A 19,565-nucleotide genomic window follows, 5' to 3' on the forward strand; every position below is an offset into this window, starting at 1 on the left:
TTGACGGCGGGGCGGGCGGTCGGCACACTCGTCCGGGTAAGCGAACGGTCCTTCGTTTTACTGGAGTGGTCCCCATGTCCGCAGCCCCTCCCGCCCGCGCCGGCCTGGCCGTGCCGGTGGCGGTCGCCGTCCTCCTCGCCGTGGTCCTCACGGCCTTCGCCTGGTTCGCCGTCCGCTCGGCGCCGCACCACCTGCCGCTCGCCGTGGCCGGGCCCGCCCCCGCCGTGACCCAGGTGGAGACCGCGCTCGACACCGCCGCCCCCGGCGCCTTCGCCGTCCGGCCGGTCGACGACGAGACCGCCGCCCGGGCGGCGATCGCCGACCGCGAGGTGTACGGCGCGGTCGTCGTCGGGCCCTCGGGGCCGCGGCTGCTCGTCGCCTCCGCGGCCTCCCCCACCGTGGCGGCCTCCCTGCGCCAGGTGGCCGCCGGCCTCGGCGCGGCCACCGGCACGGCGGTGCCGGTGGAGGACGTCGTCCCGGCACCCGAGGCGGACCCGCGCGGCGCCGGCCTGGCCGCGGCCGCCCTGCCGCTGGCGATCGGCGGGATCCTCACCGCGGCGCTCACCTCACGGCTGGTCCGCGGCCGCCTGCGCCGGGCAGCGACGGCGCTGGCCGCGGCGCTGGCCGGCGGCATGGTGACCGCGACGGTCCTCGGCAGCTGGCTCGGCTCGGTGGAGGCCGGGTGGTGGACGACGACGGGCGTGGTGGCCCTGGGCATCGCCGCCACGGCGCTCGTGCTGCTCGGCCTGCACGACCTGCTCGGCACGCCGGGGCTGGCGCTCGGGGCGGCGACCACGGTCCTGCTCGGCAACCCGCTGTCCGGCCTGGCCGGGGCGCCGGACCTGCTGCCGGGCGCGTGGGGCGCCGTCGGCCAGTGGATGCCGCCGGGCGCCACCGGGACGCTGCTGCGCGCCACCTCCTGGTTCGACGGCGCCGGCGCCGGGCCGGCACTGCTCGCGCTCGCCGTCTGGTGTGCCGCGGGGCTGGCGCTGCTCGGCCTGGGCGCCGTGCGGGCCCGGCGGGTGCCGCCGGCGCCGGCCGCGCCCGCGCCGCGGGAGCCCGCGCTCGTCTGACCGTGCTCGTCCGACCGTGCTGCCGTCGTCCGACCGTGCTGCCGTCGTCCGTCCGGGCGGCCATGCTCGGGACGTGCGCGCCTCCCCGGCGGTCTCCGCCTCCGTGCCCGTCGTGCTCACCGCGCTGGTGGGCACGGCGGGCACCGACGTCTCCTCGGACTGGTACCGGCGGCTGGACACGCCGCGCTGGCAGCCGCCCGGTCCGGTCTTCGGGATCGCGTGGACGGCGCTGTACGCGCTGCTGGCCGTGGCCGGTGCGCGGGCCGGCCGCTCGGGACGCGGCTTCCGGCGGGCGTACGCCGCCAACCTCGCGCTCAACGCCGCCTGGCCGTGGGTGTTCTTCCGGGCGCACCGGCCGCCGCTGGCCGCGGCGGAGGCGGCGCTGCTCGCCGCGTCGACCGCGGACCTCGCGAGGCGGGCCTGGTCGGTCGACCGGGCGGCCGGCGCCCTGCTCCTCCCCTATGCCGGCTGGACCGCCTTCGCGACGGCGTTGAGCACGGAGATCGCGCGCCGCAACCGCGCCTGACCGCCCGTCCACAGGCGGCGTCTCCGCTGGTCGGAGCCCTGCCGTGTCGGTATCATCGAACGCGTGTTCGAGAAGATGGGTCCGGTCGAGGAGGCGCTGCGCGCCGCCCTCGGTCCCCGGCCCGCCGTCCTCGACCTGGTCCGTCCCGAGGCGCGGAGCGGGAGACGGTGGGAGGTCGCGGGGAGCCGGCACCACCGGAGGACGCCGGGTGCCGACGAGCTCGACCGGCTGCTCGTCCTGGGGTCGGAGGCGCTGTCGCGGGCGACGGCCGCGGCGCGGCGGAGTGCCCGTGAGGCCGCGGTCCTCGCCGTCTCGCTCGCCGACCTCGCCCGCTGCCGCCCGGCGGGGCGGTTCGACCGGCAGCCCGGCGAGCGGGGCGCGATGTCGGCGGCGAGCCGCGCCGCCCGCCCGGCGGTCCTCACCGGGGTGAGCGAGTGGGCCGTCGACGAGGTGGCGCTCGCCCTGCGGACCTCCGGCCCGGCCGCCGGCGCGATGCTCGAGGAGGCGGTGACGCTCGTCGAGCGGCTGCCCGCCACCCTGGCGCTGCTCGCCCGCGGGGAGATCAGCCCGGCGCACGCACGGCAGATGGTCACCGTCGTCGGGCCGGTGCGCGACGACGCGCTGCGCACCGACATCGAGGCGCACGTGCTGCGCCTGCTCGGCGGCAAGACGCCGCCGCAGCTCGGCGACTGCGCCCGCCGCGTCGTATTGCGGAAGGACGCCGAGGCGGCCGGGCGGCGGCTGGTCGCCGCGGTGCGCGGCCGTGGGGTGCGCATGCACGACCGGCGCGACGGCTCCGCCACCCTCGTCATCGACCTCCCCCTCCCCACCTGCGCGGCGATCCACCGCGCGCTGGAGGCCTACGCCGAGCAGAACCGGGTCGAGGGCGACGAGCGCACGCGGCAGCAGCGCATGGCCGACGCCCTCGCCGACCTGGTGCTGCGGCCCGGTGAGGACGGCCGCCCGCCGGTCACCGTGGCGCTGACCCTCGTCGTCGCGCTGGAGACGATGCTCGGCGGCAGCGAGCCCGGGCTGGTGGAGGGCGCCGTCGTGCCGGCCGAGATGGTGCGCGAGCTGGCGTACGCGCTCGGCCTGCTCCCCCGCCCGGCCGCCGCGGTGGACGACCTGCCGACGGGGGACGACGGGCCGCAGGACGACGAGCCGCAGGACGACGAACCCGGTGCCGACGAACCGGGAGCCGACGAGCCCCAGGACGACGAGCCGGGAGCCGACGAACCGGGAGCCGACGAGCCCCAGGACGACGAGCCGGCAGCCGACGAGCCCGGGGACGACGGCGGGGTGTGCGACCCGGTCGGCGACGAGCCCGCGTCCGGGCCGCCGTCCGATCCCACGCCCCGGACCCCGGCCGACGCGGGACCGATGGCCGAGGCCGCGGCGCGGCACGCGGACGCGGTGCGGCAGGCCACGGCCGGCGCCCGTCGGGCGGTGCTGCGCGGGACGTGGACCGACGGCGAGCTCCGCGGCCTGCTCGACGTCGGCGCGCTGCTCGACGTCCGCGCCCTCGGCGGCACCGCGCTGGCCGAGCGGCCGCGGGTCGCGGTCACCGACATGCTCCGCGGCAGCCTCGTCGCCCTGACCGATGCCACGGGTCTCCGCCGCGGCGCTGCGCTCGGGCCGCCCGCCGGCACCGACGCCCACGACCCGGGCGCTGCCCTCGGACGCTTCGTCCGGCTCCGCGACAGGCGCTGCCGGTTCCCCGGCTGCCGGGCACGGGCGCGCACCTGCGACCTCGACCACTGCCGCCGCTGGCCCGACGGGCCCACCACCGCCCGCAACCTCTGCTGCCTGTGCGAGCACCACCACCGCCTCAAGCACCAGGCGCCGGGCTGGCGCTTCGACGTCGGTGACGACGGCGCGCTGCTGGTCACGTCCCCCGACGGCGGGACCCGGGCGAGCCCACCACCCCGGTTCGGCACCGACCTCGACCTCCCGCCCTTCTGACGCGTGCACGCGCGGTGATGACCCGCGCGTCCGGGTGTCGCCCGCACGCCTGACGGGTGAACGGACCCCGCCGGCGTGCCCGCTCGCGTAGACGTCCGGTACCGGCCGGGTCACGATGGGTGCGGAGAGTCCTACGGCTCAGGGGGAAGAGCAGTGGACAGGTCGAGACGAGGCATCCGGTCCGCCCGGTTCATCCCGGCGGTCGGCGCGAGCGCCTGCGCGCTCGGGATGGCGGCCGCGCTGGCCGCTGTCTCGGGGCCGCCGGTCGCCGACGCCAGCACCACGGGCATCGAGCCGGCGGGAGACACCGCCGCGCGGATGAGCGAGGCCGAGCCCGACGGCGGCCCGCTCGCGCTGCCGAGCATCGGCGTCGTGGCGCCCGGCTTCGAGGACGGCTGGGCGCCGCCGCCTGCCGCGCCTCCCGCGCCGCCCGCGCCCGCGGCAGCACCGACGCCCGCCAACCCGTTCCCGGACCTGGATGCCGAGTCCGAGGCCTACCTCGACGCGCTGCTGCAGCAGTACCTCGACGGCTCCGGTCCGGCTCCGCTCGAGGTGCCGGCGGAGAGCCCCCCGGCCGAGGTGTCGCCCGTCGAGGCGCCGCCGGTGGCGCCGCCTGCTGACCCGCCGCCTGCTGACCCGCCGCCGGTAGAGGCCCCGCCCGCAGAGGCCCCACCCACGGAGGCCCCGCCCGCCGACGTGCCGCCCGTGGATGCGCCGCCGGCCCCGCCGTCGCCGGTCGAGGAGCCCGCGGTCGAGACGCCGCCGACCCCGGCCGACGTGTCACCGGCGCCCGTGGAGCCAGCACCCACGGAGCCGACCGAGCCGGCGCCCGCAGAGCCGACGCCCGCAGAGCCGACGCCCGCAGAGCCCGCCCCCAGTGAGCCGGCCCCGGGCGAGCCCGAGCCTGTTGAGCCAGCGCCCGTCGAGCCCGCGCCCGTCGAGCCGACCGAGCCCACCCCGGCCGAGCCGACGCCCGTAGAGCCGGGGCCCGCAGAGCCGACGCCGACCGTGCCGGCCCCCGCGGAGCCTGCGCCCGCAGAGCCCGCTCCGGTCGAGCCCGCGCCCGCCGAGCCTGCGCCCGCGGAGCCTGCCCCGGTCGAGCCCGCACCGGTCGAGCCCGCCCCTGCACCCGCCGAGCCGGCGGTCGAGGACGCCGGCTGCCAGGTGCCCGCCGATGCGCCGGTGACCGACCCCGCGGCGCCGCCCGCGGAGCCCGTCCCCACGGAGGTCACCCCGGACGCGGCGGCCGCCGACGCCGCGACCGACGACCCCTGCGCCGCCACCGAACCGGCGACCGGGGAGCCCGCACCCGCTCCAGCGCCCTGACCGCTCACCGACACGACGGAGGCCCGCCACCCGGACCGGGTGACGGGCCTCCGTCGTGCTGCGGAGCGGGTCAGCGCTCGGCGGCCTTGGCGAACGACGCGACACACTCGCCCTGGTTGCGGAACTCGGGCAGCGTGCTCGTGGCCCACCCGCCGTTCTTGCACTGGTTCTTGCTGCTCAGCCGGACGTGCTCGGCGAAGGTGTAGGTCGTCCCGGCGAAGTCGACGGACGTGATCACGCCGTCACCCTTGACCCCGGAGCCCAGCGAGAAGCCCCACGCGAGCACCTCCGCGTCCGGGAAGGCGGCGCGCCAGCCGTCGAGCGTGCCGTGCCATGCGCTGCCGGAGCCGCCGCCGGTGACCGGGGCGCCGGACTTCACGAACGGCTTCGCGCTGTTGGTCGCCCACCAGTCGTCGCCGTAGACGTCCTCCCCGACGAGGATGCCGTCGGGACTCGTGTCGCCGTCGAAGTCGACGACCAACTGGAAGCCCGGCGCCCCACCGCCGGAGGTGTTCGTGAAGTGGAGCTCGGGCTCGCCGGCCTCGGCCAGCGAGACGTCGTCGGCGGCGACGTACTCGGCGACCTTGTCCGTGCCCGTGCTGCCCGTGGTCCAGATGCGCAGGCCGGCGCCCACGAGGTCGTAGGAACCCGTCGCACGGGTGTCACTCAGGTCGTCGACGAAGTCCTCGGGCACGTAGACGGTGCCGGTCGCGGCGGCCTGGGCGGCGGGACCGGTGAACAGGATCGTCAGACCGGCGGCGAAGGCCCCGGCGACGGCGGTGCTGCGGCGCACGTGTCGTCTCCTCGAGAGGTGCGCCGGTCCCCGGTGTCCGGCGCGCTGCGCGGGACGCTAGGTGCCGCGAGATGGGAGACCGAGGAGGTCCGCATCGCGTCGGGGGCCGGTCGTCCCACCGTCCCCGTCCGCCCCGCCGGCACCCCGGGGCGCGCGGCCCGGCGGCGCAGATGAGGATGGGGCGTGCCCATCGACGCCACCACCACCTACGCCGCAGACCCCGACCGCGTGCTCGCCGTCCTCACCGACGAGACGTTCCTGCGCGAGGTCGCGCAGGCCCTGGAGGCGCAGGTGCAGGAGGTGTCCAGCGCGAGGGACGGCAGCGACACCCGCACGACGACCCGCCTGTCGGCCCCGACCACGGGCATCCCGCCGGTCTTCGCGCGCTTCGTCGGCAAGACGGTCCCGGTCTCCCAGGTGACCACCTGGACCCCCGACGGCGACGGCGGCTGGCGCGGCAGCCTCGACCTGCGCGCCGAGATCATGGGCCGCGAGGCCCGGGTGACGTGCGACCGGCGGCTGGTCCCGGCGCCGGGCGGCGGCACCCGCGCCACCGTCACCGGCGACGCGAAGGTCGACGCCCCGTTCATCGGCAAGCAGGCCGAGGCCGCCGTCCGCGACCTGGTCAGCCAGGTGGTGCTGCGCCGCGAGCACGAGGTCCTCGAGCGCCGCCTGGCCTGAGCGGGGTCAGGGCGCCTCGGACCCCCAGCGCGCCACGTCCGAACCGGCGTCGTCGGCGAGCACGTACTCGGCGGCGGCGGGCGGGTCCTCCGCCCGGTGCCGCGCCACGGTCTCCACCGCCTCGGACTCCGCGGTCGCCGCGTCGGCGGCGTCCCACTCCTGCAGCACGGAACCGTCGCCGGTGGTCAGGCGGAATCGGGGCATGCCGGGACCGTAGGACCCTCAGGCCAGCCCGGCGAGCGCGCGCAGCAGCACCTCCCGGGTGTCGGCCGGGTCGACGACGTCGTCCACCTCGAACACCGACGCCACGTTGAGCGCCCTCCCCTGCGCGTAGGACTCCGCTACCAGCTCGGCGAACCGCGCCTCCCGCTCGGGCGGGGCCAGCGCCTCCAGCTCCCGCCGCGCGCCGAGCCGCACCGCGCCCTCGAGGCTCATCGGCCCGAACTCGCCGGTGGGCCAGGCCAGCGTGAGCAGCGGGGCCCGCAGGTCGCCGCCGAGCATCGCCATCGCGCCCAGCCCGTACGCCTTGCGCAGCACCACGGCCAGCAGCGGCACGGGCAGCTGCGCCCCGGCGACGTACAGCCCGCCGAAGCGGCGCACCGTGCCGGTCCGCTCCGACTCCGGCCCGACCATGAACCCCGGGGTGTCCACCAGCGACACCACCGGCAGCCCCGCCGACCCGCACAGCCGCAGGAACGCCGCCGCCTTGTCCGCGGACTCCCCGTCGATCGCCCCGCCGAGGTGCCGCGGGTCGTTGGCCAGCAGGCCCACCGGCCGGCCGCCGAGCCGGGCCAGCGCCGTGACCACGCCCCGCCCGAACGCCGGCCGCAGCTCCAGCACGCTGCCGGCGTCGGCCAGCGTCGTCACCACCGGCCGCACGTCGTAGCTGCGCACCCGGTTGGCCGGCAGCGCCGTCCTCAGCGGCCGCTGGTCGGCGGCCTCCCCCGGGCGCCGCCGCCCGGCCAGCAGGCCGAGCGCCTCCCGGGCGGCGGCCACCGCGGCGGCGTCGTCGGGCACCACGACGTCGACGACGCCGGTGGCCGCGTGCACCGCCGTCGGCCCGACGTCCTCCGGCGCGACGACGCCGAGCCCGCCGGCCTCGATCATCGCCGGGCCGCCCATCCCGATACTGCTGCCCTCGGTCGCGATGACGACGTCGCAGCAGCCCACCAGCGCCGCGTTGCCCGCGAAGCAGAACCCGGAGACGACGGCGACCGTCGGCACCCGCCCGGCGAGCCGCGCCATCGTCGTGAAGGTCGGGACGTCGAGCCACGAGACGCCCGCGCCGTCGGTGTCCCCGGGCCGTCCGCCGCCGCCCTCGGCGACCAGCACCACCGGCAGCCCGCGCTCGGCGGCCAGCTCCAGCAGCCGGTCGGTCTTGCGGTGGTTGACGTGGCCCTGCGTGCCGGCCAGCACCGTGTAGTCGTAGGCGAGCACCGCGCACGCGACGCCGCCGACCTCGCCGAGGCCGGTCACCATCCCGTCGCCCGGGGTGCGGGCGACGAGCTCCTCCAGCGACCGGCGGGCCCGCTGCGCGGCGAGGCCCAGCTGGCCGTACTCGACGAAGGTGCCCTCGTCGACCAGCGCGGCGACCGTCTCCCGCGCGGTCATCCGCCCCGCCCCGTGCCGCCGCGCGACGGCGTCGGGCCGGGCGTCGTCGAGGGTGGCCGCCCGCCGCTCGTGCAGCTCGGCGAGCTCGGGCCGGACGGCGTCGGGGTCGCCGTCGTCCCGGCCGTCGACGGCGTCCACGTCGCCGGGCACGACGCCGGCGAGCACCGTCCCGGCGGTCACGACGTCGCCCACCCGCGCGGCGAGCCCGGTGACCCGGCCGGCGCCCGGCGCGGGCACCACGTGCTCCATCTTCATCGCCTCGAGCACCAGCAGCGGCGCCCCGGCGGCGACGGCGTCCCCGTCCGCGGCGGCCACCTCGACCACGGCCCCCGACAGCGGCGCGGTCACCGGCAGCACGCCGTCGACCGGCCCGGTCGCGACCGCGGGCTCCTCGTCGGGCAGCAGGTCCGCCAGCCGCGCGTCGACCAGGTCGGTGGTCGCCCGTCCGGCCGCCACCTCGGGCAGCCGGAGCAGCGCGGCCAGCAGGTCGCGGCCGGTCGGCACCCCGTCGACGTCGAGCTCGGCCAGCGCGCGGCGGCACCCGGCCAGCGCCCGCGGCAGGTCGCGGTCGTGCACCACCACCTTGGCCAGCAGCGAGTCGTAGCGCGGGGACACCTCGTCGCCGGCGACCACCCCGGTGTCCACCCGCACGCCCCGCCCGGTCGGCGGCACGAACCGCCCGAGCACGCCGGCGCCGGGCAGCACCGTCCCGTCGCGCCGCAGGGCCTCGGCGTTGACCCGCACCTGGACGGCGGCGCCGCGGACCGGGGGCGGCACGGACAGTCCGAGCGCGGCCAGCGAGTCGCCCGACGCCAGCCGGATGCCCACCTCCACCAGGTCCAGGCCGGTGACCTCCTCGGTGACCGTGTGCTCCACCTGCAGCCGCGGGTTCACCTCGAGGAAGGCGACCTCGTGGCCCCGGACGAGGAACTCGACGGTGGCCAGCCCGCGCAGGCCGGCCGATCCACACAGCGCCGCCGCCCACCCGGCGAGGCGGTCCCGCAGGGCGCCGTCGAGCCCCGGCGCGGGCGCCACCTCCACCAGCTTCTGGCGGCGCCGCTGCAGCGAGCAGTCGCGGTCGCCGAGGACCACCACCGCCGCGCCGTCACCGGCCACCTGCACCTCCACGTGCCGGGCGCCGGGGAGCAGCCGCTCCAGGTAGACGGTGCCGTCGCCGGACGCCGCCCGCGCCTCCGACCGGCACCGCTCCAGCGCGGCGGGCAGGTCGGCGGGGTCGGTCACCGGCCGCATCCCGCGCCCGCCGCCGCCGGACACCGCCTTGACCATGACGGGCCCGCCGGCGAGGAACGCGGCCGCCTCCTCCGGCGCGGGGTCCGGGCCGGTCGCGGCCGGCACGGGCACGCCGAGCCCCGCCGCCCGGGCGCGGGCCGCCGTCTTGTCGCCGAAGAGCGCCAGCGCCTCCGCGGACGGCCCGACGAACACCACCCCCGCCCCGGCGCAGGCCCGGGCGAGCGCCGGGCTCTCGGAGAGGAAGCCCCAGCCCGGGTGCAGGGCGTCGGCGCCGCTGCGCACGGCCGCGCCGACCACCGCGGCGACGTCGAGGTAGGCGGCCGGCCCGGCGCCGGGCAGCCGGACGGCGTCGTCGGCCCGGCGCACGTGCAGGCCGCCGGCGTCGTCCTCCGGCGCGACGGCGACGGTGGACAGGCCGAGGGCCGCGGCGGTCCGCAGCACGCGGACGGCGACCTCCCCGCGGTTGGCGACCAGCAGCCGCGTGACGCTCACGGTCGCGGGAGTCTAGGGAGCGGGCGGCCGCGATCCGGGGCAGGCTGCAGGCATGACGACGCCGCAGCCCGACCCGGAGACCCCGCAGCCGCGCGACATCGCGCTGGAGATGGAGACGCCGGAGGTCGCCGCGGACCTCGAGGCCAAGAGCGACCCGGAAGAGCCCGCGAACCCGGCCTGAGCCGGGACGCGGGCACGACCCCGGGCGTACTGTCCCCGCATGTCCGCCGAAGCGGGTACCGGACGGCTGGTCGCCGGTCGCTACACCGTCACCGAGGTGATCGGCCGCGGGGGGATGGGCGTCGTCTGGCGCGCCACCGACGAGGTGCTGGGCCGGCCCGTCGCCCTCAAGGAGGTCGTGTTCCCCACGCACCTCAGCGACGACGAGCGCGAGGCGCTGCGCTCGCGCACCCTGCGGGAGGCGCGCACCGCGGCCCGGCTGCTGCACCCGAACGTCACCACGCTCTACGACGTCGTCGAGGAGGACGGCCGGCCCTGGCTGGTCATGGAGCACGTCGACGCGCGCAGCCTGCAGGAGGTCGTGCAGCGCTCGGGCCCGCTGCCCTGGCCCACCGTCGCGCGGATCGGCCTCGACGTCCTCGAGGCGCTGGAGGCCGCGCACGCCGCCGGGATCGTGCACCGCGACGTGAAGCCGGCCAACGTGCTCGTCGGCGCCGACTGCGCCGCCCACCTCACCGACTTCGGCATCGCCACGGCCACCGGCAACCCCTCGATCACCACGTCGGGCGCGATCCTCGGGTCGCCGGCCTACATGTCGCCGGAGCGGGCGCGCGGCGAGGAGCCGGGCCCCGCCGTCGACCTGTGGTCGCTGGGCGCCACGCTCTACACCGCCGTCGAGGGGCGGCTGGCCTTCGACCGGCCCGAGCCGATGGCGACGCTGTTCGCCGTCGTCCACGAGGACCCCGAGCCGCCCCGGCTGGCCGGGCCGCTGGGCCCGGTGCTCGAGGGCCTGCTCACCCGCGACGTCGCCGAGCGGTGGGACGTCGCGCGCACCCGGACGGCGCTGCGCCGGGTGGCCGAGGAGGCCGGGCCGCAGCAGGCGTGGTCGCCGCCGGCCGCCGACGGCCCGCCGCGCGGCGACGCGCCCTCGCTCGGTGGCCAGGTGGAGCGCTTCGACGTCGACGACCTGCGGGCGCTCGCCTCGGTCATCGGCACCGTGGCCCGCGACGCCCGCGACCAGGCCCGCCACCTCGCCGACAAGCGCCGCGAGCGCAAGGCGGAGAAGCAGGCCCGCGCGGCCGCCCCGCCTCCCTCACGACCGGCTCCCCCGCGACCGGCCCCTCCGCCGCCGCCGGTGGCCGCACCCCCGCGGCCGGCCGCGCGTCGCCGCCGGTTCAAGCGCCGCTGGGTCGTCGTCCCGGTGGTGCTCGCCGTCCTCGCGGTGCTCGCGGCACTCGGCGGGGCCGTGGCGCTGCTGGCGGCGGCGTTCGGCGTCTGGTGAGTCAGGCGCGCTGCAGCAGCCGCGCGGGGTCCAGGCGGCTGGCCGCCACGTAGTACAGCGTCGCGCCCTCCGGCAGCGGGGTGTCCCAGGCGGGGCTGACCAGCAGGCCCTCGCCCGTGCGGATGGCCAGCACGGTGGCGCCGTGCTCGCGGCCGAAGGCGGTCTGGACGTCGCCGAAGCTGCGGTGCCGGCACCCCGCCGGCACGGGCACCGAGTAGGTGTTGCCGTGCCCGCCGGCGGTCATCAGCTCGTTGTAGACCTGCGTGAGCCCCGGGTCGGCCGCCTCCTCCGACAGCAGGAACGGCATGTGCCACTGCACCACCTGCACGCCGGGGTTGACGTAGCGCAGGGTCTCGCGCCGGCTGAGGTCGCGCACCGCCGCGACCATGTGCACGCCCGGGTTGGCGTGGTCGACGGCGACGGCGATCGCCAGCGTCTCGTTGTCGTCGCGGCCGTCGATGACGGCGGTGCGGGCGCGGGCGACGCAGGCGCGCTCCATCACGTCGGCGCGGGTGAGGTCGCCGCGGACGAAGGAGACGGCCGGCTGCTCGGGCATCGGGTTGCCCGGCACGTCGTCGTGGGCGCAGAGCACGACCTGCGTACCCGGCTCGACGGTCAGCTCGGCGACGATCCGCTCGGTCCGGCCCGCGGTGTAGCCCAGGACGACGACGTGGTCCCGGAGGTCCAGGGCCACCACCCCTCTCAGACGCTTGCCCCGCGCGTTCTGCAGGGCGGTGGCCAGCTCGGTGAACAGCAGCGTCAGCGTGACGATCCCGCCGACGATCACGTACGCCCCGACGGCGTGGCCGGCGAGGGTCTCCGGGAAGAAGTCGCCGTAGCCGACGGTGGCGGCCGTGACGACGAAGTACCACCAGTAGTTGCCCGGGGCGACGAGCTCGCTGCCCGCCGGCTCGGCCAGCGCCATCAGCCCCCAGCTGGTGAGGAAGACGGCGAGCGCCACGGCCAGCGGCAGGCGCCAGCCCGGCAGCCGGATGCGGGCGAAGCGCAGCAACCGGTGCAGGAAGAACGGCAACGGGGCTCCTCGACGGCGCGGCGGACACCGCAACCTACCGTTCCGCCGCGGCGCCAGGCGTCCCCCGCGAGCGGGGCGGGTAGCGGTGCGCCATGCGCACCCGCGACCTCCTCACGTACGCCTACTCCCAGATCGGCGAGACGCTGCGCGCCGCCGTCGAGGGCCTCACCCCCGAGCAGCTCGCCGCGCGCGTCGCGCCCGACGCCAACCCGATCGGCTGGCTGGCCTGGCACCTGCTGCGCGTGCAGGACGACCACGTCGCCGAGGTCGCCGGCAGCGAGCAGGTCTACACCGCGCAGGGGTTCGCCGCCCGCTTCGGCCGCCCCGCCGACGACACCGCCACCGGCTACGGGATGAGCAGCCTGGAGGTCGAGGCGCTGCGGGTGCCGTCCGCGGACCTGCTGCTCGAGTACGCCGACGCCGTCGCCGCCCGCAGCGCCGAGTACCTGGGCGGGCTGACCGACGAGGACCTCGACCGCGTCGTCGACGAGCGGTGGGACCCGCCGGTGACCCTCGGCGTCCGGCTGGTCAGCGTCCTGTCCGACGACCTGCAGCACGTGGGCCAGGCGGCCTACGTGCGCGGCCTGCTGGGCGCCTGACCGGAGCCGCCCACACGACCGGCGGCATCCCCCGCCCGCGCGTAGCGTCGGTGCGTGGCCGAGACCGAGCGCACCGACTTCTACGCCCTCGACGAGCTGCTGGCGCCCGAGGAGCTCGAGATCCGCGACCGGGTGGCGGACTGGTGCGCCAAGGAGGTCACCCCGCGCATCAACGACTACTGGGAGCGCGCGGAGTTCCCCTTCGAGCTCGTGCCCGGGTTCGCGCAACTCGGCATCGCCGGCGGCACGGTGCAGGGCTACGGCTCGCCGGGGATGAGCGCGGTCGCCGCCGGGCTGGTCGCCGCCGAGCTCGCCCGCGCCGACGGCAGCATCGGCACGTTCAACGGCGTGCACAGCTTCCTCGCCATGCAGTCGATCGCGCTGCTGGGCTCGGAGGAGCAGCGCGAGCGGTTCCTGCCGGAGATGGCGCGCATGGAGAAGATCGGCGCGTTCGGGCTGACCGAGCCGCGGCACGGCAGCGACGCCGTCGCCCTGGAGACCACCGCCCGCCGCGACGGCGACGTCTTCGTCCTCGACGGGCAGAAGAAGTGGATCGGCAACGGGTCGATCGCCGACTACGTGCTCATCTGGGCGCGCGACGAGGACGGTCAGGTCGGCGGCTACGTCGTCGAGAAGGGCACGCCCGGCTTCACCGCGACGGTGATGACCGGCAAGACGGCGCTGCGGGCGGTGTGGCAGGCGGAGATCACCCTCGAGGGCGCCCGCGTGCCGGCGGAGAACAAGCTGGAGAACTGCCGGTCGTTCAAGGACGTCTCCACCATCCTCGACCGCACCCGCTACACCGTCGCCTGGCGGGCGCTGGGCGTGGCGATGGCCGCCTACGAGCTGGCGCTGGCGCACTGCCTGGGCCGCGAGCAGTTCGGGCAGCCGATCGCCGGCTACCAGCTGGTGCAGGAGAAGCTCGCCACGATGCTGGCCGAGATCACGAACATGCAGCTGATGTGCTGGCGGCTGTCGAGCCTGGCCGACGCCGGCCGGATGACGGCGGCCATGGCGTCGCTGGCCAAGCGGCACTGCTGCGCGACGGCGCGGCAGATCGTGGCCGACGCCCGCGACCTCTTCGGCGGCGACGGCATCCTGCTGCAGCACCACATCGCGCGGCACCACGCCGACATCGAGGCGATCTACACCTTCGAGGGCACCGACCACGTGCAGGCGCTCATCGTCGGCCGGGAGATCACAGGCCTGTCGGCGATCAGCGGCCGGCGCCGCTGATCGTCACCCGGCGCGGCTGAGCTGCGCGACCTCGAAGGCGAGTCCGGACAGCCGGCGGCACTCGGCGCAGCCGGTGCGGCCGGCCCCGACGCGGCTCCACTGCTGCCCGCCCCAGATCTGGGTGATCGCGCCGCACAGCGCGAGCTCCACCTCGCCGTCCAGCTCGCGGAGCGGACGGAGCGCGGGTACGGCGTGCCACGGGGTCCGCGCTGACCCCTGGCTGTTCTGCGACCACCGGTCCGGGCGCGCGAACCCGACCGCGTAGGACTCCACGTCCCTGCTGTGCCCCGCGCCACAACCGTCCGAAACCCGCCGTCCGGGTGAGCGTGTGCCGCCGTCCCGGCGGGGGAACCGACGGGGGGTGACCGAGACGCAGCGCGACGTGGTGGAACTGCTCAGCGCCGACCACCGCGAGTTCGACCGCATCTTCCGCGAGCTCGAGCAGCTCCTGGGGAGCACCGACCCCGCCGACCTCGAGCGCAAGCGCGCCCTCGTCGACGAGGTGAGCATCGGCCTGGTCAAGCACTCCGTGGCCGAGGAGACGCAGGTCTACCCGCGGGTGGAGGCCGAGGTCGACGCCGAGGAGGCAGAGCGCTCCAAGCACGAGCACGACCAGGCCGAGCACACCATGAAGCAGCTCGAGCGGCTCGACCCCGCCGACCCGCAGTACGACGCCGGCATCCGCTCGCTGATCACCGAGATCCGGGAGCACGTCGAGCACGAGGAGGGCCGCATGTTCACCGAGCTCAAGGCCCGCTTCGACCACGCCGAGCTGGTCCGGATGGCCGAGCAGGTGGAGCGCATCAAGGCCATCTCCCCCACCCGGCCGCACCCGCTGGTGCCCAACGAGGGCGGCATCCGGACGGCGCTGGGCCCGGTGGCGGCGCTCGTCGACCACCTGCGCGACGCGGTGAGCGGGCGGGGCCGGCACGAGGCCTGAGCTCCTCCGGCACCCCGGCCGCGCTCCCGGCGTTACCGTCGGGAGGACGTTCGCGGTGGGAGGAGATCAGCGGTGGAACCAGTCAGCCTGGTGGTCGGTGCGGCGTTGCTGGCCGCCGGGTTCCTGGCGGGCCGGGTCGGGCGGCGCCGGCCGCCGGCTCCCCCGGCCAACCCGCAGCCTGTCTGCGGCTGCGGCCACACGCTGAGCCAGCACGACACCGAGACCAACACCTGCTACGCCGAGCTGCGCCGCGACGCCTACGACAAGCGCGGGCGCTGGGCCGGCCACACGTGGGTGCCCTGTACCTGCCGGCAGTACGTGGGCCCGCGCCCGATCGACGAGGTGTTCGTCCCCCGCGTCCTCCCGCCGGCGGAGTGAGCTCCGCCGGTCCGGATCCCGCGGTCAGGACCCCGCGGGCTCCGGCGGGGTCGCCAGGTCGGTGAGCGCGGCGGTCAACGCGGCCACCCGCCCGGCACCGAGCTCGGCGGCCAGCGCCGCCTCGTGCGCGGCCACCAGCGCCTCGAGCCGGTCCAGCCGCGTCCGCCCGCGCGCGGACAGGTGCACGCGCACCCGCCGGCCGTCCTCGGGGTCGGGCAGCCGGTAGGCCAGCGCGGCGTCGGTGAGGCCGTCGACCAGCCGGGTGGCGGTGGCCGCCGGCACGGCCAGCGCGGCGCACAACTCGGTCATCGTCCGGCCGGGGCCCGCACCGAGCGCCCGCAGCAGGCGGTAGGTGTCGAGCGTGGCGCCGTCCTCGGTGAGCACCGCCCCCACCCCGCGGGCCACCCTCCGGCTGACGACGGCGAGCAGCTCGACCAGCGACGGCGCGGTCGCCGGCGGCACGGGGGACCCCGGGGCCTGCTGCTCGACCGACATGGACCGCACCATACTCAGGGAGTGCCCGGACCGACCGTCCCGATCGACGCCTGGGAGGCCGCGGTCACCGGCCGCTCCCCCGGTGTCGTGCGCGTCGGCCTGGCCGTCCCGCTCTCCGGCCCGCTGGCGATGACGGCGCCCTCCGCGCTCGACCTCGCGGGCCTCGCCGCCGACGAGCTCAACGACGCCGGCGGGATGCGCGGGCGCGCCGTCGAGCTGGTCGCCGTCGACGCCGGCCGGCGCCCCGCGGAGGTCGCGGCCGACGTCGCGGCCCTGCACGCGGCCGGCGCCGTCGACGTCTTCGTCGGCTTCTCGACCAGCGACGTCTCCCGGGCCGTCGCCGCGGCGCTGGCCGGCCGGGCCGGGTACGTGTTCACCCCGCCCCACGAGGGCGGCCGGTCGCGGCCCGGCGTGCTGCGCATCGGCTCGTCCCCGCTCGCCCAGCACGCCGCCGCGCTCGCCTGGCTGGTGCGCTCCCGCCGGGCACGGCGCTGGGTCCTGCTCGGCACCGACTACGTGTGGCCGCAGGCCGTGCACCGCGCCGCCCGCGCCGTGCTCGCCGACCTCGGCGCCGAGGTGGTCGGCGAGCGGCTGGTCCCCTTCGGCCCGACCGACCCGGGCCCGGCACTGGACCTGGTGCGCCGCACCCGGGCCGACGCCGTCCTGCTCAGCCTGGTCGGCCGCGACCTCGTGGCCTTCAACCGCGCCTTCGCCCGCGCCGGGCTCGACCGGCGGGTGGTGCGGCTGTCCGGCGCACTGGAGGAGAACGGCCTCTACGCCGTGGGCGGCGACGGCACCGGCGAGCTCTACGCCTGCATGCCGTCGTTCGCCGCGGCCGACGGCACCGGCGACGAGGGCCAGCTGGACCTGCAGGAGCGGCTCGCCGCGCGCGCCGGCCCGTCGGCGCCGGTGGTCTGCGCCTACGCCCGCGGCGTGCACGACGGCGTCCGCACCGCGGCCGCGCTGCTCGCGGGCGGGGGCGCGGCGCCCGCCCGGCCGGCGCCGTCGCGGCTGGCGCGCGCCGACGGGCTGGTCTTCCGCGAGGTCGGCTAGACACCACCGAGACACCGGTGCTTCCAGTTGGAAACAACTGGGGTCTACCCTCCCCCGCGTCCGGCCCCGAGCCGGCCGAGAGGAGGAGCCGTGAGCGACCCCCGCACCACCCACTCACCCGACCTGTCCGGGACCGGCGCCGGAGCGGTGCCCGCCGCCGGCGCGGCCGGCGTCGAGGAGTTCGGCTACCGCCAGGAGCTCAAGCGCTCCCTGACCTTCACCGACCTGCTGGTCTACGGCCTGGTCTTCATGGTCCCGATCGCGCCGTTCGGCATCTTCGGCGGCGTCTTCCAGGCGTCGGGCGGCATGGTCGCCCTCGCCTATGCGATCGGTGCCCTGGCCATGGCCTTCACCGCGGCGTCGTACTCGCAGATGTCGCGGGCGTTCCCGATGGCCGGGTCGGTGTACACCTACGCCGGCCGCGGCATCGCCCAGCCGGTCGGCTTCATCGCCGGCTGGATGATCCTGCTCGACTACGTGCTCGTCCCGGCGCTGCTCTACCTCATCGCCGCGATCGCGATGAACTCGATCATCACCTCGGTGCCGGTGCTGGTCTGGCTGATCGGCTTCGTCGTGCTCAACACCGTCGTCAACTACTTCGGCATCGAGTTCACGGCGCGGGTCAACAAGATCATGCTGGTCGGCGAGCTCATCGTGCTGGCGATCTTCCTGGTGATCGGCGTCGTCGCGCTGGCCTCCGGTGAGGGCCGCGGCTTCGACCTCTCCCCGATCTACGACGCCGACACGTTCTCCCTCGAGCTGGTCTTCGGCGCCGTGTCGGTCGCGGTGCTGAGCTTCCTCGGCTTCGACGGCATCTCCACCCTCGCCGAGGAGAACCGCGACTCCGCCCGCTCGATCGGCAAGGCGATGATCGCCGCGCTGGCGCTGGCCGGGACGCTGTTCATCGTCCAGACCTGGGTCGCCGCCCTGCTCGTGCCCGACCCGGACACCCTCATCGCCGAGGGCGACGCCGCCGGCACCGCCTTCTACGACGCGGCCGAGGTCGCGGGCGGCGCGTGGCTGGGCACCCTGACGGCGGTGGCGACGGCGGTCGCGTGGGGCTTCGCCAACTCGCTGGTCGCCCAGGCCGCCACCTCGCGGCTGCTGTTCGCCATGGCGCGCGACCGGCAGCTGCCGGCGTTCCTCAAGAAGGTGCACCCGACCCGCCGGGTGCCGGTGAACGCCACGCTGCTCGTCGCGGCCGTCTCGCTCGTCCTCGGCTGGTACATGACGACGCGCGAGGACGGCATCACCCTGCTGTCCACCCTGGTCAACTTCGGCGCGCTGTCGGCGTTCCTGCTGCTGCACGTCTCCGTCGTCGTCCACTACGTGCTGCGGCAGAGGAGCCGGAACTGGTGGCTGCACCTGGTGGTCCCGGTCCTCGGGTTCGCCATCCTGGTGTACGTCGTCGTCAACGCCCAGGTGACGGCGCAGCGGCTGGGCTTCGTCTGGCTGCTCGTCGGCCTGGGGCTCATGGCCTTCCTGCTCCTCACCGGCCGGAAGCCCGAGATCCGTGCGGAGGAGAAGCTGTGACGCAGTCCCTCGAGGTCGTCTCGCTGGAGCCGACCCCCGACCAGTGGCGGTGGTCCTTCGGCGGCGGCGAGCCGCTGCTGACCGTCGCCCCCGGCACGGTGGTCGAGCTGACCACCGAGGACTGCTACGCCGGCAAGGTGCGCGGCGTCGACGACCTGCCGAGCGTGGTCTGCCAGTTCCCCTACCTCAACCCGGTCACCGGCCCGATCGCCGTCGAGGGCGCCGAGCCCGGTGACACCCTGGCCGTGCACCTGGTCGACATCGCGCCGGCCCGCGACTGGGCGGTGTCCAGCACGTTCCCGCACTTCGGCGCGCTGACCACCACCCACTCGACGGCGATGCTGCACGAGCCGCTCGAGGAGCTGGTCTGGCTCTACGAGATCGACCGGGAGCGCGGCACCTGCCTGTTCCGGCCGCGCCGCGGCGGGCCGGAGGTGGAGCTCCCGCTCGACCCGATGCACGGCACGATCGGCGTCGCACCGGCCTCAGGGGAGGTCTTCGCCAGCATCACGCCGGGTGCGCACGGCGGGAACATGGACACCCCCGAGATGCGGGCCGGCACGACCACCTACTTCGGCGTCAACGTGCCCGGCGGGCAGCTGTCCATCGGCGACGGGCACTGCCGGCAGGGCGAGGGCGAGGTCTGCGGGACGGCGGTCGAGTCGGCCATGCGCACCGTCGTCGTCGTGGACCTGGTCAAGGGCGGCGGGCCCGCCTGGCCGCGGCTGGAGACCGACGAGTTCCTCATGTCCACCGGGTCGGTGCGCCCGCTGGAGGACGCCTACCGGGTGAGCCAGCACGACCTGGTCACCTGGGCCGCCGAGCTCACCGGCTGGGACCGGCTCGACGCCCTCCAGCTGGTCAGCCAGGCGGGGCTCGCGCCGGCGGGCAACGTCGTCGACACCAACTACACGATGGTGGCGAAGCTGGCCAAGCGGTACCTGCCGGGCGCGACGGCGGCCGACGGCGTGCACGAGCGGCTGCGAGCCACCGCCGCGGCCTACCTGGCCCAGCGCTGACCCCGGTCCGGGGGGGGGGGGGGGGGGGGGGGGGGGGGGGGGGGGGGGGGGGGGGGGGGGGGGGGGGGGGGGGGGGGGGGGGGGGGGGGGGGGGGGGGGGGG

20 protein-coding genes are annotated in these 19,565 nt (G+C 76.8%); 14 read left to right on the plus strand and 6 right to left on the minus strand.

The features are described 5' to 3' along the window. Positions 1-74 precede the first annotated feature (74 nt). The 4 genes from ACI78R_RS06820 (at position 75) to ACI78R_RS06835 (ending at position 4,887) form a co-directional block, all read left to right on the plus strand. Entirely contained in the window at positions 75-1,073 is a 999-nt protein-coding gene (locus tag ACI78R_RS06820) for a hypothetical protein (protein WP_457040103.1), read from the plus strand. A 73-nt stretch (positions 1,074-1,146) separates the two neighbouring features. After that, the gene (locus ACI78R_RS06825; RefSeq protein ID WP_457040104.1) at positions 1,147-1,599 is read left to right on the plus strand and encodes a TspO/MBR family protein; all 453 of its coding nucleotides are present in this window, start codon (positions 1,147-1,149) and stop codon (positions 1,597-1,599) included. A 63-nt stretch (positions 1,600-1,662) separates the two neighbouring features. Continuing rightward, the gene (locus ACI78R_RS06830) at positions 1,663-3,561 is read left to right on the plus strand and encodes a DUF222 domain-containing protein (RefSeq protein WP_457040105.1); all 1,899 of its coding nucleotides are present in this window, start codon (positions 1,663-1,665) and stop codon (positions 3,559-3,561) included. A 153-nt stretch (positions 3,562-3,714) separates the two neighbouring features. After that, positions 3,715-4,887, plus strand: coding sequence for a hypothetical protein (locus tag ACI78R_RS06835; RefSeq protein ID WP_457040106.1), 1,173 nt, complete (start codon positions 3,715-3,717; stop codon positions 4,885-4,887). A 70-nt stretch (positions 4,888-4,957) separates the two neighbouring features. On the opposite strand, the gene ACI78R_RS06840 is transcribed toward ACI78R_RS06835, so the two are convergent. Continuing rightward, positions 4,958-5,680, minus strand: coding sequence for a hypothetical protein (locus ACI78R_RS06840; protein WP_457040107.1), 723 nt, complete (start codon positions 5,678-5,680; stop codon positions 4,958-4,960). Between the two features lie 183 nt (positions 5,681-5,863). Between ACI78R_RS06840 and ACI78R_RS06845 the strand changes: the two genes are divergently transcribed. Then, entirely contained in the window at positions 5,864-6,361 is a 498-nt protein-coding gene (locus ACI78R_RS06845) for a DUF2505 domain-containing protein (protein WP_457040108.1), read from the plus strand. A gap of 6 nt (positions 6,362-6,367) precedes the next feature. Here ACI78R_RS06845 and ACI78R_RS06850 read toward each other — a convergent pair whose 3' ends face one another. After that, positions 6,368-6,565, minus strand: coding sequence for a hypothetical protein (locus ACI78R_RS06850; protein ID WP_457040109.1), 198 nt, complete (start codon positions 6,563-6,565; stop codon positions 6,368-6,370). An 18-nt stretch (positions 6,566-6,583) separates the two neighbouring features. Further along, positions 6,584-9,715 carry a carboxyl transferase domain-containing protein gene (locus ACI78R_RS06855; protein ID WP_457040110.1) on the minus strand — a complete coding sequence of 1,044 codons (3,132 nt, stop codon included), beginning with the start codon at positions 9,713-9,715 and terminating at the stop codon, positions 6,584-6,586. 52 nt (positions 9,716-9,767) lie between these two features. On the opposite strand from ACI78R_RS06855, the gene ACI78R_RS06860 reads away from it, so the two are divergent. Further along, positions 9,768-9,896, plus strand: coding sequence for a hypothetical protein (locus ACI78R_RS06860; RefSeq protein WP_281248055.1), 129 nt, complete (start codon positions 9,768-9,770; stop codon positions 9,894-9,896). Positions 9,897-9,935: 39 nt separating this feature from the next. Then, positions 9,936-11,177, plus strand: a complete 1,242-nt coding sequence (locus tag ACI78R_RS06865; protein WP_457040111.1) for a protein kinase domain-containing protein — start codon at positions 9,936-9,938, stop codon at positions 11,175-11,177. A gap of 1 nt (position 11,178) precedes the next feature. Here ACI78R_RS06865 and ACI78R_RS06870 read toward each other — a convergent pair whose 3' ends face one another. Continuing rightward, complete coding sequence (locus ACI78R_RS06870) at positions 11,179-12,210, minus strand: ion channel (protein ID WP_073419290.1); 1,032 nt, start codon at positions 12,208-12,210, stop codon at positions 11,179-11,181. A 92-nt stretch (positions 12,211-12,302) separates the two neighbouring features. On the opposite strand from ACI78R_RS06870, the gene ACI78R_RS06875 reads away from it, so the two are divergent. Both ACI78R_RS06875 and ACI78R_RS06880 read left to right on the plus strand, forming a co-directional pair. Continuing rightward, a complete protein-coding gene (locus tag ACI78R_RS06875; RefSeq protein WP_457040112.1) occupies positions 12,303-12,809 on the plus strand; it encodes a mycothiol transferase in 507 nt (168 codons plus the stop codon). Positions 12,810-12,863: 54 nt separating this feature from the next. Continuing rightward, a complete protein-coding gene (locus tag ACI78R_RS06880; protein ID WP_073419288.1) occupies positions 12,864-14,045 on the plus strand; it encodes an acyl-CoA dehydrogenase family protein in 1,182 nt (393 codons plus the stop codon). Between the two features lie 3 nt (positions 14,046-14,048). On the opposite strand, the gene ACI78R_RS06885 is transcribed toward ACI78R_RS06880, so the two are convergent. Then, entirely contained in the window at positions 14,049-14,318 is a 270-nt protein-coding gene (locus ACI78R_RS06885) for a hypothetical protein (RefSeq protein WP_073419287.1), read from the minus strand. A gap of 88 nt (positions 14,319-14,406) precedes the next feature. On the opposite strand from ACI78R_RS06885, the gene ACI78R_RS06890 reads away from it, so the two are divergent. Next, a complete protein-coding gene (locus tag ACI78R_RS06890) occupies positions 14,407-14,985 on the plus strand; it encodes a hemerythrin domain-containing protein (RefSeq protein WP_073419286.1) in 579 nt (192 codons plus the stop codon). Positions 14,986-15,057: 72 nt separating this feature from the next. Beyond that, positions 15,058-15,363: a hypothetical protein gene (locus tag ACI78R_RS06895; RefSeq protein ID WP_073419285.1), complete on the plus strand. Its 306-nt coding sequence runs from the start codon at positions 15,058-15,060 to the stop codon at positions 15,361-15,363. A gap of 24 nt (positions 15,364-15,387) precedes the next feature. Here ACI78R_RS06895 and ACI78R_RS06900 read toward each other — a convergent pair whose 3' ends face one another. After that, a complete protein-coding gene (locus tag ACI78R_RS06900) occupies positions 15,388-15,858 on the minus strand; it encodes a MarR family winged helix-turn-helix transcriptional regulator (RefSeq protein WP_457040113.1) in 471 nt (156 codons plus the stop codon). Positions 15,859-15,879: 21 nt separating this feature from the next. Between ACI78R_RS06900 and ACI78R_RS06905 the strand changes: the two genes are divergently transcribed. The 3 genes from ACI78R_RS06905 to ACI78R_RS06915 all read left to right on the plus strand — a co-directional run bounded on the left by ACI78R_RS06905 (position 15,880) and on the right by ACI78R_RS06915 (position 19,463). Continuing rightward, positions 15,880-16,911 carry an ABC transporter substrate-binding protein gene (locus tag ACI78R_RS06905; protein WP_457040114.1) on the plus strand — a complete coding sequence of 344 codons (1,032 nt, stop codon included), beginning with the start codon at positions 15,880-15,882 and terminating at the stop codon, positions 16,909-16,911. 90 nt (positions 16,912-17,001) lie between these two features. Next, complete coding sequence (locus ACI78R_RS06910; RefSeq protein ID WP_457040115.1) at positions 17,002-18,444, plus strand: APC family permease; 1,443 nt, start codon at positions 17,002-17,004, stop codon at positions 18,442-18,444. Further along, positions 18,441-19,463, plus strand: coding sequence for an acetamidase/formamidase family protein (locus ACI78R_RS06915; RefSeq protein WP_457040116.1), 1,023 nt, complete (start codon positions 18,441-18,443; stop codon positions 19,461-19,463). The genes ACI78R_RS06910 and ACI78R_RS06915 overlap by 4 nt, the downstream gene beginning before the upstream one ends. Positions 19,464-19,565: the final 102 nt, after the last annotated feature.

The sequence above is a fragment of the Geodermatophilus sp. SYSU D01106 genome (assembly GCF_054049995.1).

Excerpts from the sequence above, each read along its gene's own strand:
- ACI78R_RS06875 (WP_457040112.1), top strand. The coding sequence starts at position 12,303 with ATGCGCACCCGCGACCTCCTCACGTACGCCTACTCCCAGATCGGCGAG.
- ACI78R_RS06900 (WP_457040113.1), bottom strand. The coding sequence starts at position 15,858 with ATGTCGGTCGAGCAGCAGGCCCCGGGGTCCCCCGTGCCGCCGGCGACC.
- ACI78R_RS06860 (WP_281248055.1), top strand. The coding sequence starts at position 9,768 with ATGACGACGCCGCAGCCCGACCCGGAGACCCCGCAGCCGCGCGACATC.
- ACI78R_RS06865 (WP_457040111.1), top strand. The coding sequence starts at position 9,936 with ATGTCCGCCGAAGCGGGTACCGGACGGCTGGTCGCCGGTCGCTACACC.
- ACI78R_RS06850 (WP_457040109.1), bottom strand. The coding sequence starts at position 6,565 with ATGCCCCGATTCCGCCTGACCACCGGCGACGGTTCCGTGCTGCAGGAG.
- ACI78R_RS06820 (WP_457040103.1), top strand. The coding sequence starts at position 75 with ATGTCCGCAGCCCCTCCCGCCCGCGCCGGCCTGGCCGTGCCGGTGGCG.